At 63.0% G+C, this 15,667-nt stretch carries 15 protein-coding genes; 3 read left to right on the forward strand and 12 right to left on the reverse strand.

Annotated elements, in window-relative coordinates; genetic code table 11:
- Nucleotides 1-19: 19 nt before the first annotated feature.
- Together tagQ and J3P89_RS00265 are read left to right on the forward strand one after the other, a co-directional pair.
- Nucleotides 20-961 (forward strand): type VI secretion system-associated lipoprotein TagQ, encoded by a 942-nt coding sequence (gene tagQ / locus J3P89_RS00260; RefSeq protein WP_305497890.1) that lies wholly within the window; start codon nt 20-22, stop codon nt 959-961.
- Between the two features lie 634 nt (nt 962-1,595).
- On the forward strand, nt 1,596-1,976 hold the full coding sequence (locus J3P89_RS00265; protein ID WP_305497892.1) for a helicase: 381 nt from the start codon (nt 1,596-1,598) through the stop codon (nt 1,974-1,976).
- A gap of 203 nt (nt 1,977-2,179) precedes the next feature.
- Here J3P89_RS00265 and J3P89_RS00270 read toward each other — a convergent pair whose 3' ends face one another.
- The 6 genes from J3P89_RS00270 to exbB form a co-directional block, all read right to left on the reverse strand.
- A complete protein-coding gene (locus J3P89_RS00270) occupies nt 2,180-3,577 on the reverse strand; it encodes an HDOD domain-containing protein (RefSeq protein ID WP_434570889.1) in 1,398 nt (465 codons plus the stop codon).
- A 79-nt stretch (nt 3,578-3,656) separates the two neighbouring features.
- Nucleotides 3,657-5,732, reverse strand: a complete 2,076-nt coding sequence (gene recG, locus J3P89_RS00275) for an ATP-dependent DNA helicase RecG (RefSeq protein ID WP_434696421.1) — start codon at nt 5,730-5,732, stop codon at nt 3,657-3,659.
- A gap of 9 nt (nt 5,733-5,741) precedes the next feature.
- The gene (locus J3P89_RS00280) at nt 5,742-6,662 is read right to left on the reverse strand and encodes a LysR substrate-binding domain-containing protein (protein ID WP_434696422.1); all 921 of its coding nucleotides are present in this window, start codon (nt 6,660-6,662) and stop codon (nt 5,742-5,744) included.
- Nucleotides 6,663-6,860: 198 nt separating this feature from the next.
- Nucleotides 6,861-7,616, reverse strand: coding sequence for an energy transducer TonB family protein (locus J3P89_RS00285; protein WP_305497900.1), 756 nt, complete (start codon nt 7,614-7,616; stop codon nt 6,861-6,863).
- On the reverse strand, nt 7,613-8,041 hold the full coding sequence (gene exbD / locus J3P89_RS00290; protein ID WP_305497902.1) for a TonB system transport protein ExbD: 429 nt from the start codon (nt 8,039-8,041) through the stop codon (nt 7,613-7,615). Before exbD ends, J3P89_RS00285 begins: the two co-directional genes overlap by 4 nt.
- 6 nt (nt 8,042-8,047) lie before the next feature.
- Complete coding sequence (gene exbB / locus J3P89_RS00295) at nt 8,048-9,028, reverse strand: tonB-system energizer ExbB (protein WP_434627086.1); 981 nt, start codon at nt 9,026-9,028, stop codon at nt 8,048-8,050.
- A gap of 189 nt (nt 9,029-9,217) precedes the next feature.
- On the opposite strand from exbB, the gene J3P89_RS00300 reads away from it, so the two are divergent.
- Entirely contained in the window at nt 9,218-10,075 is an 858-nt protein-coding gene (locus J3P89_RS00300; RefSeq protein WP_434696423.1) for an NAD-dependent epimerase/dehydratase family protein, read from the forward strand.
- 118 nt (nt 10,076-10,193) lie between these two features.
- Here J3P89_RS00300 and J3P89_RS00305 read toward each other — a convergent pair whose 3' ends face one another.
- The 6 genes from J3P89_RS00305 to J3P89_RS00330 form a co-directional block, all read right to left on the reverse strand.
- Nucleotides 10,194-10,934, reverse strand: coding sequence for a hypothetical protein (locus tag J3P89_RS00305; protein ID WP_434602252.1), 741 nt, complete (start codon nt 10,932-10,934; stop codon nt 10,194-10,196).
- Between the two features lie 55 nt (nt 10,935-10,989).
- Nucleotides 10,990-11,370 carry a RidA family protein gene (locus J3P89_RS00310; protein WP_030142177.1) on the reverse strand — a complete coding sequence of 127 codons (381 nt, stop codon included), beginning with the start codon at nt 11,368-11,370 and terminating at the stop codon, nt 10,990-10,992.
- 35 nt (nt 11,371-11,405) lie between these two features.
- Nucleotides 11,406-13,511, reverse strand: coding sequence for a bifunctional GTP diphosphokinase/guanosine-3',5'-bis pyrophosphate 3'-pyrophosphohydrolase (gene spoT, locus J3P89_RS00315; RefSeq protein WP_407682909.1), 2,106 nt, complete (start codon nt 13,509-13,511; stop codon nt 11,406-11,408).
- 60 nt (nt 13,512-13,571) lie between these two features.
- Nucleotides 13,572-13,835 (reverse strand): DNA-directed RNA polymerase subunit omega, encoded by a 264-nt coding sequence (gene rpoZ, locus J3P89_RS00320; RefSeq protein WP_003177259.1) that lies wholly within the window; start codon nt 13,833-13,835, stop codon nt 13,572-13,574.
- Nucleotides 13,836-14,002: 167 nt separating this feature from the next.
- Nucleotides 14,003-14,623, reverse strand: a complete 621-nt coding sequence (gene gmk / locus J3P89_RS00325; RefSeq protein ID WP_434696424.1) for a guanylate kinase — start codon at nt 14,621-14,623, stop codon at nt 14,003-14,005.
- A gap of 12 nt (nt 14,624-14,635) precedes the next feature.
- Nucleotides 14,636-15,499, reverse strand: a complete 864-nt coding sequence (locus J3P89_RS00330) for a YicC/YloC family endoribonuclease (RefSeq protein WP_305497911.1) — start codon at nt 15,497-15,499, stop codon at nt 14,636-14,638.
- Between the last annotated feature and the right edge of the window lie 168 nt (nt 15,500-15,667).

Raw genomic sequence — 15,667 nt, forward strand, 5'->3', positions numbered from 1 at the left:
CTTAAACGAGAACACAACTATGCTTTTCTCCCGTAAACCTTTTGCTTCGGTTTCCAAGCGTCATTTGCTGATGGTCGCTGTTGGCTTCAGCACCGTGCTGACCGGCTGCGCCACGTCGCCGACGTCCAAGGTCGCTTCGAGCACCAAGGTCGAGTACTACCCGAACTGCTACGAGCCGGTGCAGCACCTGCGCTCCACTGAAGGCAACATGACCAAGTCCGTGGTCACCGGCGCAGCCGTCGGCGCCGTCGGCGGTGCCTTGCTGGGCGCGCTGACCGCTGACAAGGAAGACCGTGGCCGCAACGCCGCCATCGGTGCCGCGGGCGGCGCCCTGGCCGGTGGCGCAGCCGGTTACTACACCGAGCGCCAGAAGCAGATCGCCGATGACAACATGCGCATCGCCTCCTACGCCGCCGATGTCAGCAAAAGCGCTTCGGACATCGACCGCAGCACCGCGTACGCCAAGGCTTCGCAACAGTGCTACCAGAACGCGTTCAGCAAACTGGTCGCCGACCGCAAGGCCAAGACCGTCAACGACACCGAAGGCCGCAAGCGCCTGGCGGAAATCGTTGCCGGCCTGAAAGAGTCCAACGACCTGATCGTCGCCGTGAACGGCAAAGCCGCCGAAGACCTGAACAACTACACCCAGGCCTATGAAAAAGACCTGCAGCAAGTGGGTGTGCAGCGTACTGACGTGGTGACCGTGGCCACTGCTGATACCACGCAAGTTGTGGCGGCACAGACCAGCACCAAGAATAAAAAGAAAGTGACGCCGGCGAAGAAGAAAGAGCTGCCAACCGTGCCGAAAGAGGCGGTCGCCACCGAGAAAACCCTGCAGACCGCCAAGGCCAAGCAGGATGAAGGCAAGCAGGTCGCCAGCGCCGGCACCACCCAGGTCAACAGCATGTGCAAAAACCCGGACCTGGGCGATTGGGCACCGGTGCCTTGCCCGAATGTCTGATTGATTGATGTCGGTTGGTCACTCCTCCAGGAGTGACCAACCTGTAAAACCTGTGGGAGCGAGCTTGCTCGCGATAGCGTCCGTCCAGTTGGCAGTGATGTTGACTGAGGCACCGCTTTCGCGAGCAAGCTCGCTCCCACAGTTTTTTGTGTGTGGCTGAAGATCCGCATCAAACCCAGATCCCCTGTGGGAGCGAGCTTGCTCGCGATAGCGTCCGTTCAGTTGGCATTGATGTCGACTGAGGCATAGCTTTCGCGAGCAGGCTCGCTCCCACAGTTTTTTTTGTGTGGCTGAAAGATCCGCAACAAACCCAAAATCCCCTGTGGGAGCGAGCTTGCTCGCGATAGCGTCCGTTCAGTTGGCATTGATGTCGACTGAGGCATAGCTTTCGCGAGCAGGCTCGCTCCCACAGTTGTTTTGTGTGTGGCTGAAGATCCGCATCAAACCCAAAATCCCCTGTGGGAGCGAGCCTGCTCGCGAAAGTCCTTTCAGTTGGCATCAATGTAAAAACGTGACTTGGCAGTCATCATGCCGGAATGGAGGCCGATCTCCCGCAAAACGGATTCGATGATGGCGTTCCGGCACAGAATCGCTAAACTGCGCCGGCCGTTCATTTTCTCACGAGGCTGTGCCCATGAAATTTCGTTTGCTGCTGTGGATGCTCGGGTTGTTGATGGGCAAGGCCAGTCGTAACAATCCGGCGTTCCAGCAACAGTTGGCCGACCGGGAGCTGGTGTTCCAGCTGCAAACCCTGGACGGCAAGGTCGCCAGGCATTACACCGTGAAAAACCAGCGCATCACCAGCCACTCCGGTGTCTACCCGACACCGGCCTTCGCCATCGCCTTCAAGGATGCAGCCTATGGCTTCGCCACGATGCAGGCGAAGAACAAGCAGTTGGCATTCATGACCGGGATCCAGGACAAGTCGATCCAGATCAAAGGCAACCCGGCGCTGGTGATCTGGTTTCAGGGGTTGATGAAGTATCTGAAGCCGAAGAAACCGAAGAAGGTTTAGCCAAGATCCCTGTTTGGTCCGGGGTCATGGTTAACACCCGTGGCGAGGGAGCTTGCTCCCGCTGGGCTGCGCAGCGGCCCCAAGATGGGCTGGCGCGATCCTTCAGGCGGATCGCGTCGGCTGGTTTCGCGACTGCTGCGCAGCCGAGCGGGAGCAAGCTCCCTCGCCACGGAGGCTCATCAGTGAGCTTGTCCAGCAGCTGATCAATGGCTGAACTGCGAAGCCAGCTCCCGCAGCAACACTTCGGCTTCGAGCACTTTGCTGACCACGTCGTTGGCCTTTTCCCGGGTCAGCCCTACGCGTTCGAGCAGCGAGTCCGGGATGTCCTCGTCCGGGCCCGAGCCGATGCTGCGCGAGCGCAGCAGGCGAACGGCCAGGCACACCAGGTTCGGGTAGGCGGCGTATTCGCCGTCATAGTGCGGGTCGTGCTGGAAGCGCAGGGCGGTGGCCAGTTCGTCGGGCATGTCCCAGTAGCGCATCAGCCAGGCGCCAATCTGCTCGCGACTGATGCCCAGCAAGTGCTGTTCCACGTAGCTGTGGCACAGGTGCGGGTTGACCTCCAAGTGCCGGCAGATCAGTGAGAAATGCGGCGGGAACACGTGGGCAAGCAGCAGATAGCCGAAGTTGTGCAGCAGCCCCGACAGGTAGGTCAGGCCGCCTTCGGGGCGCTGGGCGCGCGGCATGGCGCGGGTCAGGCCTTCGATGACAGCGGCGGTGTAGATCGACTGCTGCCAGTAAGGCGTGGTGTGTTGCGGGTGGTCCTTGGGCAGGCTCAGGGTCTTGCCCAGGGCCAGGCCCAATGCCAGGTTGATCACCAGGTCGAAGCCCAGCACCCGGACAATGGCGTCTTCCACCGAACGAATCTTGCCTGGCGAGGCGTAGTACGGCGACGCGGCCCAGCTCACCACTTGCGCAGCCAGGGCCGGGTCGGTTTCCACCACGCCGGTGATGTCATCGATGGTCGCGTCGGGATCGACCCGCAACTTGATGATCTTCTGCGCGGTTTCGGCCAGCGGCGGAATCTCGATGGTTTCTTCCAGGCGTTGCTGGATACGCCGCGCGGTGAAGGCCTGCACGGCCATGGTGATTTCCTTGCGGTCGTCGTCCGGGCGGTCCAGGTTTGGCGTGATATTGCTCAAAGGCTCGCCGAACGTCGCGGCGCTGGCCTTGGTGAGCATGGTCTTGAAGGCTTCGCTGGTGACTTCCAGCAGCAGCCCCGGCTCGCCGGAATTGATCAGCAGTTTCGGCTCGCGCAGCAGGCCTTCTTCATACAGGCACGGCGAGCTGGTCAGCGCTGGCAGGCCGGGCAGCAGGCTCAGGTTGTGTTTGCCGAGCATGCGTTCCAGGCGCTCGGTCGGCACAGCCGTGAGCTTACGACCGGTGAGCTCGGCCAGCCGGTTGAGGTCCAGCAACTGGTTTTGCGGAAACAGGACCATGAGCGCGCCGACAGCGTCGTGCAGCAGCACGGCCTGCACTTTACGAGCGGGGTTCAAGCCCGGTCGCTCGATGACTTCGTCAAAGGCGATGCCCAATTTCTCGAGCAACTGCCGAATAACAGACGGAGCGTGCGGGGTTTCGGGGACGAGGGCAGCTTCGGTCATGGTCTGTATCCGTTTTCCTACAAGTTGGTCAGTATAACCAGCTTGTCGGGCAGGCGCGTCCAGAAAACTGAGCGCGTGCTCACACTTGGCCGTATTGCTGCCCGTGGCGCAACCAGCGATCCAACAGCGGGCTGACGTGGTCCGGCCAGCGCTCCAGCAACGCCTGGGCGGCGTCGCGGACCGCAGGGAGCAGGTCGGCGTCGCGCATCAGGTCGGCTACCTTGAATTGAAGCAGACCGGTCTGGCGCGTGCCGAGCATTTCACCCGGGCCGCGCAGTTCAAGGTCTTTTTCGGCGATGACGAAACCGTCATTGGTTTCACGCATGATGCCCAGCCGCTGGCGGCCGATTTGTGACAGCGGCGGGTGGTACAGCAACACGCAATGGCTGGCCGCGCTGCCCCGGCCGACCCGGCCACGCAATTGGTGCAACTGCGCCAGGCCCAGGCGCTCGGGGTTCTCGATGATCATCAGGCTGGCGTTGGGCACGTCCACGCCGACCTCGATCACCGTGGTCGCAACCAGCAATTGCAAGGCGCCGGCCTTGAATTCGGCCATGACCGCGGCTTTCTCGGCAGGCTTCATGCGGCCGTGGATCAGCCCGACCTTCAGTTCGCCAAGGGCGGCGATGAGGTCCTCGAAAGTGGTTTCAGCCGCCTGGCAGGTCAGCTCTTCCGATTCCTCGATCAAGGTGCACACCCAATAGGCTTGCCGGCCTTCGGCGCAGGCGCTGCGCACGCGCTCGATCACTTCGACCCGCCGGGTGTCGGTGACCAGCACGGTGTTGACCGGCGTGCGGCCGGGCGGCAGTTCGTCGAGGATCGAGGTGTCGAGGTCGGCGTAGGCGCTCATCGCCAGGGTCCGCGGAATCGGTGTGGCGGTCATGATCAACTGGTGCGGGCACATTCGTCCGCCCACGCCTTTCTGCCGCAGGGCCAGGCGCTGCTGGACGCCGAAGCGGTGTTGTTCGTCGATGATCACCAAGGCCAGGTTCTTGAACTGCACTTCGTTCTGGAACAGCGCGTGCGTGCCGACCACCATCGGTGCGCCCTCGGCGATCTGCGCCAGGGCGGCGACGCGGTTCTTGCCCTTGAGCTTGCCGGCCAGCCAGGCGACCTCGATGCCCAGCGGTTCGAGCCAGCGCTGGAACGTGATGAAGTGCTGTTCGGCGAGAATCTCGGTCGGCGCCATCAACGCCACCTGATAACCCGCCTCCAGCGCTTGCAGCGCGGCGAGAGCGGCGACCACGGTCTTGCCGGCGCCGACGTCGCCCTGGATCAACCGCAGCATCGGCTCGGGCTGGCTCAGGTCGTAGGCAATTTCATTGCCGACCCGTTGCTGGGCCCCGGTGGGCGCGAAACCGAGATTGGCCAGGTAGCGAGCCGGCAGTTTTGTCGCCTTGGGCATGGCCGGGGCGCGCAGCGAGCGCAGGCTTTCGCGCAGGCGTTGCTGGGACAGTTGATGGGTCAGGAGCTCTTCGAACGCCAGGCGATGCTGGGCCCAGTGATGTCCAAGGGCGAGCTCTTCGACGTCGGCATCGGCGGGCGGGTGGTGCAGATAACGAATCGCGTCGGCCAACGGCGCCAATTGATAGTCCCGCGCCAGTTCCTTGGGCAGCCAGTCCGGCAGGCTGGTGGGGCCGAGCATCGTCAGGGTCTGCTGGCAGAGCTGGCGCAAGCGCTGCTGGGTCAGGCCTTCGGTGAGGGGGTAGACCGGCGTCAGGGTTTCAGCCACTGGCGGCGGTTCATCGCCGGTGATGGCGCGGTATTCCGGGTGGTAGATTTCCAGCCCGGACGCGCCGGGCCGCGCCTCGCCGTAGCAGCGCACGCGGGTGCCCCGCTTGAGGCCTTCCTTTTGCGCGTTGCTGAAATGGTAGAAGCGCAGGCTGAGCCCACCGGTGCCGTCCTGCAGGCGCACCACCAGGCTGCGCCGCCGGCCCATGACCACGTCGGCGCCGCTGACCGTGCCTTCCACCACTGCATCCTGCCCGGGTCGCAAATGGCCGATGGGCACCACGCGGGTGCGATCCTGGTAACGCAGCGGCAGGTGGAACAGCACGTCCTGGAGGGTTTCCAGGCCGACCTTGGCGAGTTTCTCGGCCATGGCTTCACCGACACCCTTGAGTGCCGTGACCGGCACTTTCGACAGCTCAGTCATGGCAGCGGCTTACTTGGCGGCGGGCGGCTTGGCCACGGAACACAGGCGGATCGAATCGGCGAGGATCTCGATGGCCTTGGGTCGCGGGAAGCTGGCGCGCCAGGCGATGGCAACGGTGCGGAACGGCACCGGCGCGGTCAATGGACGGACTTCGATCACGCCGGGTGAATAATGATGGCTGTCCACCGCCGACAGCGGCAGGATCGAAATGCCCAGGCCGGAGGCGACCATGTGGCGAATGGTTTCCAGGGAGCTGGATTCCACCGTGGTGTGCTTGGCGCCTTCGCTGCCCTTGGTCAGGGTCGGGCAGGCTTCGAGCACCTGGTCGCGGAAGCAGTGGCCTTCGCCGAGCAACAGCAGGCTCTTGTCATTGAGCAGGGCGGCGTCGATGGTTTTCTTCTGGGTCCAGGGGTGTTGGGCCGGCATCAGGACGTAGAACGGCTCGTCGTAGAGCGGCAGGGTCAGGACATCGGCTTCGTTGAACGGCAGGGCGACGATGATCGCGTCCAGCTCACCGTTGCGCAGCTTGTCGCGCAGCACATGGGTGAAGTTTTCTTCGATGTACAACGGCATCTGCGGGGCGACCCGGTGCAGTTGCGGGATCAGGTGCGGGAACAGGTACGGGCCGACGGTGTAGATCGCGCCGACTTTCAGCGGGGCGGTCAGCTGGTTCTTGCCGGCCTGGGCCAGCTCGCGAATGCCCTGGGCCTGTTCCAGGACTTTTTGCGCCTGGGCGACAATGCCTTCGCCGACCGGCGTCAGGCGCACCGCGCTTTTGCTGCGCTCGAAAATAAGCACACCGAGTTCGTCTTCAAGCTTTTTCACGCCCACCGACAGCGTCGGCTGGCTGACATGGCAACGCTCGGCCGCATGGCCGAAGTGCTGCTCTTGGGCGAGGGTCACGATGTAGCGTAATTCTGTGAGGGTCATGGCGAGCGTCCGTGAAGTTGCGAGCCAAGCATACCGGCTGCAATCGATAGACGCACGTTATCAGACTGGAGGCGCGGTGCGACACTGGCGAATGCCTGTGTGGTCGTTGCCGGATATGAAAAAGGCATCTTTCGATGCCTTGGTCATTGTGGCTGGGAGTTACCAGCCCCCCGGCCCAAACAGGGCGCTGTCTGGAACTCAGCGCCGGCGCTTGTCGATGGAGTACAGGAACGGTGCCGTCAGTTCGACCGTGCCGTTGCTCAGCAGGTCGGCCGGTGGCTTGGGCAGCGGTTGGGCGCGGCGGATCATTTCCAGGGTGGCCCGGTCCAGATCGGCGTTGCCTGACTTGCCCACCAGTTCGAACGACACCACGTTGCCTTCGGCATCCACCACGAACCGCAAGCGGTTCATGCCTTCCTTGCCACGTGCCTGGGCGCTGGCCGGGTACTTCTTGTACTTGCCCAGGTGCGCCAGCAACGTACCTTGCCAACTGGCCTTGGCGGCCATCTGCGCGGGCGATGGGCCAGGGGCCGGTTGCGCGGACTTCTCCGTCGGTGCCTGGGTCGGCTGAGTGTCGGCGGGCTTTTGCTCCGACGGCGTTTCCTTCGGCGGCTCCGGCTTTTTCTCCACCGGCTTTGGCTTGGGCGGCTGTGGCTTTGGCTTGGGCTTGACCGGTTTGGGCACGGCGATTTCCGCCTTCGGTGCCTCGGCCAGTTTAGGCAGCGGCAGCTCTTCGACAGGCTCGGGCGGTTGCGGCGGCGTGACGACTTTTGGCGGTGCAGGCGGTGGCGGTGCTGGAACCGGCGCCAGTTCGACCATCATCGCCTGGGGAGGCAATTCGATGGGCGCACGCGTCGTCCAGTTCAGCGCGAGTGCGATGGCAAGCGCATGCACGCCCAGCACCACGGCCAGGCTACCGCTGTAACGCGTCAGCTTTTGGCGCGTCGTGATCATTTCTTCGGCGCCGTCTCGAGTCCGACCAGACCGACCTTCAGGTAGCCGGCGCCACGAAGGGCGTCCATCACGCTCATCAGGTCGCCGTAGTCCACGCCTTTGTCGGCCTGGAAGAAGATCGTCGTGTCTTTCTTGCCCTGGGTCTTGGCGTCCAGGGTCGCGCCGAGGCTGTCGACCTTGATTTCCTCTTCACCGAGGAACAGGCGCTGGTCGGCCTTGACGCTCAGGAACACCGGTTTCTCCGGGCGTGGCGACGGCTTGGCCGTCGATGCGGGGAGGTCAACCTTGATGTCCACGGTGGCGAGCGGGGCGGCCACCATGAAGATGATCAACAGCACCAGCATCACGTCAATGAATGGCGTGACGTTGATTTCGTGGTTCTCGGCCAGATCGTCGTCTGCGCCTTCTTTCAAATGCAGGCCCATGGCCGATTACCCCACTTTCACCATGTGCGGTTGCGAGCTGCGCTCGGGCGGCAGGTGGTCGAGGTCGCGACTGACCAGCAGCAGGACTTCGGCCGAAGCGTCGGAGACCTGGGCCTTGTAGCCGGCGATGGAGCGGGCGAAGACGTTATAGATGACCACGGCGGGGATCGCTGCGACCAGGCCCAAAGCCGTCGCCAGCAGAGCTTCGGCGATGCCGGGAGCAACGACGGCGAGGTTGGTGGTCTGGGTCTTGGCGATGCCAATGAAGCTGTTCATGATCCCCCACACGGTGCCGAACAGGCCGACGAAGGGCGCGGTGGAACCGATGGTGGCGAGTACGCCGGTGCCGCTGCTCATGTTGCGACCGCAGGCCGCGACCAGGCGCTCGAGACGGAAGCTCACGCGTTCCTTGATGCCTTCCTTCTCGCGGCTGTTGGCCGACAGGCGCATCTCTTCGAGCGCATCGTGCACCAGCAGGTTGGCGAGGGTGCCTTCCTTGCCAGCGGTGGTGCTGGCTTCCTTGAGGGTGGCGGCTTTTTTCAGGGCGGCGATCTCGCCACGCAAGCGGCGCTTGGCACCCAGCAGCTCGAAGCCTTTGGCGATCCAGATGGTCCAGGTGATGATCGAGGCGATGGCCAGGCCGATCATCACGGCTTTGACGACCACGTCGGCGTTCTTGTACATGCCCCAGGGCGACAGGTCGTGGGCCATGCCCAGGGTGTTGTCGGCTTCAAGCACTTGAGGCGCGTCGGCTGCGCTGGCTTCGACGGCCTGGGCCGGGTCGCTGGCTGCGGGAGCGGCTACAGGTGCTGTCGTGTCGGCCGGCGCCTGGGTGGCAGCGGGTGCCGTGGTGGACGTGCTGGCCGGCGTCTGGGCATCGGCGAATGCGGCGGCAGGCGCCAGCAGCAGGCTGAACAGCAACGCTGCCACAGCGCTCCAGGCGCGAGGTCGATTGGTTGGCGAAGCGGAGGAGAGAGAGCGTGTCATGCTGGCCGGACCTGAGAGAAAAAAGAAGGTTGATGTTCTTCCAGGCCTCGTGAGGCCGAGAACAAAAGTGGCGAGCATTATTGCAAGTAATTCTTGTTAACAAAAGTAATACAGTATCTTTTTTTCGAAGAATGCTAGCCGCTCGTCCTCTCTGGCAGCTAGTCTGCGGCTTTGCCAGAGGAGATTCTGATGTCCGCGCCTTCTGTTCTAATTGCCGGCTGTGGTGATATCGGCGGCCGTTTGGCCAGCCAACTGGTGGCCGAACATTGGCGGGTGCACGGCTTGCGGCGCACGGTTTCGAACCTGCCGGCCGGGGTCATCGGTGTCACGGGCGACTTGTTCAACGAGCGATGCCCCACCGACTGGCCCAGCGGGCCATTGGACTACCTGGTCTACAGTGCTGCCGCCACCGACCATGACGAAGCGGGCTACCGCATGGCTTACGTCGAAGGGTTGCAACATGTGTTGGGCTGGTTGAAGCAACATGGCCAGCAACCCAAGCGCTTGCTTTTTGTGTCCAGCAGCAGTGTCTATGGACAACAGAACGGCGAGTGGGTCGATGAAAGCTCACCTACCGAGGCGGGTGGTTATTCCGGGCGGGTCATGCTCGAAGCCGAGCAAGTGGCGCTGGGCAGTGGCATCCCGGCCAGTCGTGTACGCCTGACCGGCATCTACGGGCCGGGCCGGGAGTGGCTGCTCAGCCAGGTGCGTCAGGGTTATCGGGTGGTGACCGATCCGCCGCTGTACGGCAATCGCATCCACGCGGACGATGCCGCCGGCCTGCTGGCGTTCCTGCTCAAGGCCGACAATCAAGGCCAGGCGTTGAAGGACTGCTACATCGGCGTTGACGACGCTCCCGCGCCGTTGGCGGAAGTGGTGGGCTGGTTGCGCGAGTACATGGGCATCACTGAGTGGGCCGAGGACGCCAGCGTGCGCCGCGCCGGCAGCAAGCGCTGCAGCAATGCCCGGTCGAAGGCCCTGGGTTGGACACCGCGTTATCCGAGTTTTCGCGAGGGGTATGCGGCGATCCTGGAAGGGCGTTGCTGATTTTCCCGGCACACCAAAAGCAACTGTGGGAGCGAGCCTGCTCGCGAAGAGGTCATGACATTCAACGGCAGCGTTGACTGTCACACCCCTTTCGCGAGCGGGCTCGCTCCCACAGGGATTACTGTTTCTCCAGTACCCAGCGCCGATCACCCGGCGTGAACGAAGGCATCTCATCGGCCAGCGCCGCATTCACGGTCTGGAAGATTTCCAGCTTCTTGCCATTACGCGCGAAAATCCAGGTGTTGCCCTGGCCGTTCTGCTGCAGCCAGATGTTGTCGTTGCCGCCGCTCATCGAGGCGCAGTCGCCGGCGAGACACAAGGCGTAGCGATCAGCGCCCGGCAGGCCGCTGACCTGGCCATCGGGCTGGAATTGCACCGTGGCGCCTTGGCCGGGGCCTTCGGCGATGTTCCAGGTGCCGCCCAGGTAGGCGCCATACAGCGCCCGCTCGAAGCTGGCGCCGATGGGCGCGCCGTCCGGGACCTGCACCTTGGCGCGCTCGAATACCTGCTGCGGTTCGTTTTCGGTGGCAGCCTGGCTCAGTTGGTCGCCGTCGCGCTTCAGTTCGCTGGCCGAGCTGCCATAAAAATCGACTTTCCAGGCACCGTCTTCTTCACCGAGCAGCTTGCCTTCGACGTTTTCAAAACCGTTGGTGTAGCGCGCCTGACCGGCCCGGGTGTTGACGTCCCATTCCAGGTTCGGGCCGTAGCCTTGCAGCGCTTCGCGCAGCGGGCCGCCCTTGGCGGCAGCGTCGATGGCGGCCTGGTTGATCCAGGTGCCGCTGATGTCACGGTCGGCAGGGTCGCTGGCGCAACCGCCGAGAATCAGGGCGAGCAGCGAGAAAGCAAGCGCGTTGCGCATGGAGGAATCCTTTCAGAACGAAAACGGCGCAGCGGGGGAAGCTGCGCCGGGTTTATTACTCGATGACCAGGATGGCGTCCATCTCGACCTGGGCACCCTTTGGCAGGGCGGCCACGCCAATGGCGGCGCGGGCAGGGTAAGGCTGGTCGAAATACTTGCCCATGATCTCGTTGACCTTGGCGAAGTGGCTCAGGTCGGTGAGGAAGATGTTGAGCTTGACGATGTCCTTGAACGAACCGCCGGCAGCTTCGGCCACGGCCTTCAGGTTCTCGAAGACCTGCACGGTCTGGGCTTCGAAGCCCTCGACCAGCTCCATGGTTTTCGGGTCCAGCGGGATCTGGCCCGACATGTACACCGTGTTGCCCGCCTTGATCGCCTGGGAATAAGTGCCGATGGCGGCCGGGGCCTTGTCGCTGGAAATAACGGTCTTGGTCATTCATGACTCCTTGTAATGAGGGCGGCTATTGGGAGCTATGCGCGCATGCGGGTGATGCGAATGACCCCGGTCAGGGCGCGCAGTTTCTTGATCACGCGGGCCAGGTGCACACGGTCGTGCACGCTGACCACCAGTTGGACGACGCTGATGCGGCCGTCGCGTTCGTCCATGCTGATTTTCTCGATGTTGCCGTCGGCGGCGTTGACGCTGCTCGCCAGCAAGGCGATCAGGCCGCGCTGGTGTTCGAGTTCGACGCGCAGCTCGACGTTGAATTCGCCGGTGACATCCTTGGCCCACGAAAGCTGGATGCATTTTTCCGGGTTGTGGCGGATTTCGCTGATGTTGCGGCAGTTGTCCAGGTGCACCACCATCCCCTTGCCGGCGGACAGGTGGCCGACAATCGGGTCGCCCGGTATCGGCGTGCAGCACTTGGCGTAGCTGAGCACCAGGCCCTCGGTACCGCGAATCGCCAGCGGGCCCTCTGGGCTTGGCAACTGTTCGCCTTCGCCGAGCAGGCGGCGGGCGACGACATAGGCCATGCGATTGCCCAGGCCGATGTCTTCGAGCAGGTCTTCGATCAATTCGAGGCGGTACTCGTTGAGCATGACCTGCACGCGCTCGGCCGGGATCTTGTCCAGCGAGCTGTCGAAACCGTTCAGCACTTTGTTCAGCAGGCGCTCGCCAAGGCTGATGGATTCGGAGCGACGTTGCAGCTTCAGCGCGTGACGGATGTGCGTGCGGGCCTTGCCGGTGACCACGAAATTGAGCCACGCCGGGTTCGGCCGCGCACCGGGGGCGCTGACGATCTCCACGGTGGAGCCGCTTTGCAGCGGTTCGGACAACGGGGCCAGGCGGCGATTGATGCGACAGGCGATGCAGCTGTTGCCGACGTCGGTGTGCACGGCGTAGGCGAAATCCACCGCGGTGGAGCCTTTGGGCAGCTCCATGATCCGGCCCTTGGGCGTGAAGACGTAGACCTCGTCCGGGAACAGGTCGATCTTGACGCTCTCGATGAATTCCAGGGAATTGCCGGCGCGCTGCTGCATTTCCAGCACGCCCTTGACCCACTGACGGGCGCGGGCGTGAGTGCTCTTGGGCTGTTCATCGCCGCTGGATTTGTACAGCCAGTGGGCGGCGATGCCGTTGTTGGCCATCTCTTCCATTTCACGGGTGCGGATCTGGATTTCGATCGGTACGCCATGCATGCCGAACAGCGTGGTATGCAGCGACTGGTAGCCGTTGGCCTTGGGGATCGCGATGTAGTCCTTGAAGCGCCCCGGCAATGGTTTGTACAGATTATGCACAGCACCGAGCACGCGGTAGCAAGTATCGACCTTGTCGACGATGATCCGGAACGCATAGACGTCCATGATCTCGTTGAAGGCTCGGCGCTTGCCGCGCATTTTCTTGTAGATGCCGTAAAGGTGTTTCTGCCGCCCGCTGACTTCGCCTTCGATGCCGTCGATCGCCAGGCAGTGGCTCAGCGACTCTTCGATCTTGTTGACGATTTCCTTGCGATTGCCCCTGGCGCGCTTGACGGCCTGGTTGATCCGCGCCGAACGCATCGGGTGCATGGCCTTGAAACCCAGGTCCTCGAACTCGATGCGGATCGCGTGCATACCCAGTCGGTTGGCGATGGGTGCATAGATTTCCAGGGTTTCCTTGGCGATGCGCCGACGTTTTTCGCCGGAGAGCACTTCCAGGGTGCGCATGTTGTGCAAGCGGTCGGCGAGCTTGACCAGGATCACCCGGATGTCGCGCGCCATGGCCATGGCCATTTTCTGGAAGTTCTCGGCCTGGGCCTCGGCCTTGGTCTCGAAGTTCATCTGGGTCAGCTTGCTGACCCCGTCGACCAGCTCGGCCACGGTTTCGCCGAACTGCGCTTGCAGCGCTTCCTTGGCAATGCCGGTGTCTTCGATCACGTCATGCAGCATCGCCGCCATCAGGCTCTGATGGTCCATGTGCATGTCGGCAAGAATATTCGCCACCGCAAGCGGGTGCGTGACGTACGCCTCGCCGCTACGGCGGCGCTGGCCGTCGTGGGCTTGTTCGGCGTAGAAATAGGCTCGGCGGACCAAGTTGACCTGGTCCGTGCCGAGGTAGGCCGATAAGCGATCGGCGAGGGCGTCTATGCTCGGCATGATGATGACTCCTGCCGTCTGCTGTGACCCCGCGCCGTGCTACGTCGACCAGGCATAGGCTTAGACCGCCTCGTTGGACTCGTCCTCGAACGCTGCGAACAGCGGTTCGTCTTCAACGATTTCAGCGTTGGCGATGAACTCGTAGCTCATCAGGCCTTCGGCGATTTCACGCAGCGCTACCACGGTAGGCTTGTCGTTTTCCCACTGGACCAACGGCTCTTTGCCACCGGTGGCCAGTTGACGGGCACGCTTGGTAGAGAGCATGACCAGCTCAAAGCGGTTTTCCACGTGTTCTAGGCAGTCTTCAACGGTTACGCGGGCCATGGTATTCCTCGGAGCGAATGCAATATGCGCGCTGCCCGGTTGGGCGAGCGGACTCGACAGTTTAAAAAAACACCAGCGTTTAGGGAAGCGCTGATTTTTTGAGCAAACCCCTCGGCGCGCTGCGACTACCAATGTAAAGCCGTCGCAGCGGTTTTGGGAAGGGCTGTTCAGCCCAGCAGTTCGGCCAGTAATTTACCGAAACGTTGCTGCTGGCGTTTTTGCTGGAGCTGGCTGGCGCGGAAAATTGCCTTCAGATCGTCCAGCGCGTGGGAGAAATCGTCGTTGATGATCAGGTAATCGTAGTCAACGTAGTGACTCATTTCGCTGACCGCTTCCCGCATCCGCCCTTCGATGATCTCGTCGCTGTCCTGGCCACGGTTGGTCAGGCGCTGGCGCAAGGCCTGCTGGCTCGGCGGCAGGATGAAGATCGAGCGGGCCTGGGGCATCAACTTGCGCACCTGCTCGGCGCCTTGCCAGTCGATTTCCAGGATCAGGTCGTGGCCTTCGTCCAAGGTCTGCTGAAGGACGCTTTGCGAGGTGCCGTAGAGATTGCCAAAGACTTCGGCGCGCTCCAGGAAGTCGCCGTGCTCGGCCATCCGCACGAACTCTTCGCGGTCGACGAAGTGATAGTTCACGCCGTTCATTTCACCAGGACGCATGGCGCGGGTGGTGTGAGAGACCGAGACGCGAATTTGCGGCTCGGCGTCGATCAACGCCTTGACCAGGCTGGTCTTGCCGGCGCCGGAGGGCGCGGAAATGATATAGAGGGTGCCAGTGCTGTGGGTCATGTCGGGTTAGCCTTACTCAATGTTCTGCACTTGTTCGCGCATTTGTTCGATCAACACCTTGAGGTTGACCGCCGCCTGGGTGCTGCGCGGGTCGAAGGCTTTGGAGCCCAGTGTATTGGCTTCGCGGTTGAGCTCCTGCATCAGGAAGTCGAGGCGGCGGCCGGCCGCGCCACCGGACTTGAGCACCCGGCGGACTTCAATGATGTGGGTGCTCAGGCGATCCAGTTCTTCGGCCACGTCGCTCTTCTGGGCGAGCATGACCATTTCCTGTTCCAGGCGCTGCGGGTCCAGCTCGGCCTTCATGTCGGCGAAGCGGTCGAGGACTTTCTGGCGCTGGGTGGCGAGCATCTGCGGAACGAGTTCGCGCAGGGTGGCGACGTCTTCTTCAATGGAGGTCAGGCGCTCGTTGATCAGCCGGGCCAGTTCCGCGCCTTCGCGCTCGCGGCCGGCCTTGAGCTCGTTCAGCCCTTGATTGAACAATGCCAGGGCCTCGGCGTTCAGCGCCTGCGGGTCGCTCGCGTCGCCCACCAGCACGCCCGGCCAGGCCAGGACTTCCAGCGGGTTCAGGGCGGCGGGATTGTTGATCAGGCTGGCGACGGTTTCGGCGGCGGCGACCAATTGCGCGGCGCGCTCGCGGTCCACTTGCAAGGTTTTGCCGCTGCTCTCTTCGGTAAACCGCAGGGTGCATTCCAGTTTGCCCCGGGACAGGCCCTGGCGCAGCGCTTCACGCACGCCGCCTTCGAGGTCGCGGAAGGACTCGGGCAAGCGCAGGTGCGGCTCCAGGTAACGGCTGTTGACCGAGCGCAGCTCCCAGCTCAGCGTGCCTTGGGCGCCGGCCTTTTCGACGCGGGCGAAGGCGGTCATGCTGTGCACCATGGGGGTTCCTCGCAATGCAGGCTGGCCACAACCGTTGATTGTGGGGCCTGGGATCTGTGGGTGGATGCCGAAGGGCAGCAAAGGCGCAGGATTGTAGCGCAGTGGGATGCAAGCGCCCAAACAGCTCCGGTTACAAAGCGCTGCAGCCCGTCGGGCGGGGCTTTGAGT

The sequence above is a fragment of the Pseudomonas sp. Z1-14 genome, assembly GCF_051132005.1.
In the GTDB taxonomy this organism is placed as follows: Bacteria; Pseudomonadota; Gammaproteobacteria; order Pseudomonadales; family Pseudomonadaceae; genus Aquipseudomonas.

Excerpts from the sequence above, each read along its gene's own strand:
- tagQ (WP_305497890.1), top strand. The coding sequence starts at position 20 with ATGCTTTTCTCCCGTAAACCTTTTGCTTCGGTTTCCAAGCGTCATTTG.
- J3P89_RS00265 (WP_305497892.1), top strand. The coding sequence starts at position 1,596 with ATGAAATTTCGTTTGCTGCTGTGGATGCTCGGGTTGTTGATGGGCAAG.
- J3P89_RS00270 (WP_434570889.1), bottom strand. The coding sequence starts at position 3,577 with ATGACCGAAGCTGCCCTCGTCCCCGAAACCCCGCACGCTCCGTCTGTT.
- recG (WP_434696421.1), bottom strand. The coding sequence starts at position 5,732 with ATGACTGAGCTGTCGAAAGTGCCGGTCACGGCACTCAAGGGTGTCGGT.
- J3P89_RS00280 (WP_434696422.1), bottom strand. The coding sequence starts at position 6,662 with ATGACCCTCACAGAATTACGCTACATCGTGACCCTCGCCCAAGAGCAG.
- J3P89_RS00285 (WP_305497900.1), bottom strand. The coding sequence starts at position 7,616 with ATGATCACGACGCGCCAAAAGCTGACGCGTTACAGCGGTAGCCTGGCC.
- exbD (WP_305497902.1), bottom strand. The coding sequence starts at position 8,041 with ATGGGCCTGCATTTGAAAGAAGGCGCAGACGACGATCTGGCCGAGAAC.
- exbB (WP_434627086.1), bottom strand. The coding sequence starts at position 9,028 with ATGACACGCTCTCTCTCCTCCGCTTCGCCAACCAATCGACCTCGCGCC.
- J3P89_RS00300 (WP_434696423.1), top strand. The coding sequence starts at position 9,218 with ATGTCCGCGCCTTCTGTTCTAATTGCCGGCTGTGGTGATATCGGCGGC.
- J3P89_RS00305 (WP_434602252.1), bottom strand. The coding sequence starts at position 10,934 with ATGCGCAACGCGCTTGCTTTCTCGCTGCTCGCCCTGATTCTCGGCGGT.
- J3P89_RS00310 (WP_030142177.1), bottom strand. The coding sequence starts at position 11,370 with ATGACCAAGACCGTTATTTCCAGCGACAAGGCCCCGGCCGCCATCGGC.
- spoT (WP_407682909.1), bottom strand. The coding sequence starts at position 13,511 with ATGCCGAGCATAGACGCCCTCGCCGATCGCTTATCGGCCTACCTCGGC.
- rpoZ (WP_003177259.1), bottom strand. The coding sequence starts at position 13,835 with ATGGCCCGCGTAACCGTTGAAGACTGCCTAGAACACGTGGAAAACCGC.
- gmk (WP_434696424.1), bottom strand. The coding sequence starts at position 14,623 with ATGACCCACAGCACTGGCACCCTCTATATCATTTCCGCGCCCTCCGGC.
- J3P89_RS00330 (WP_305497911.1), bottom strand. The coding sequence starts at position 15,499 with ATGGTGCACAGCATGACCGCCTTCGCCCGCGTCGAAAAGGCCGGCGCC.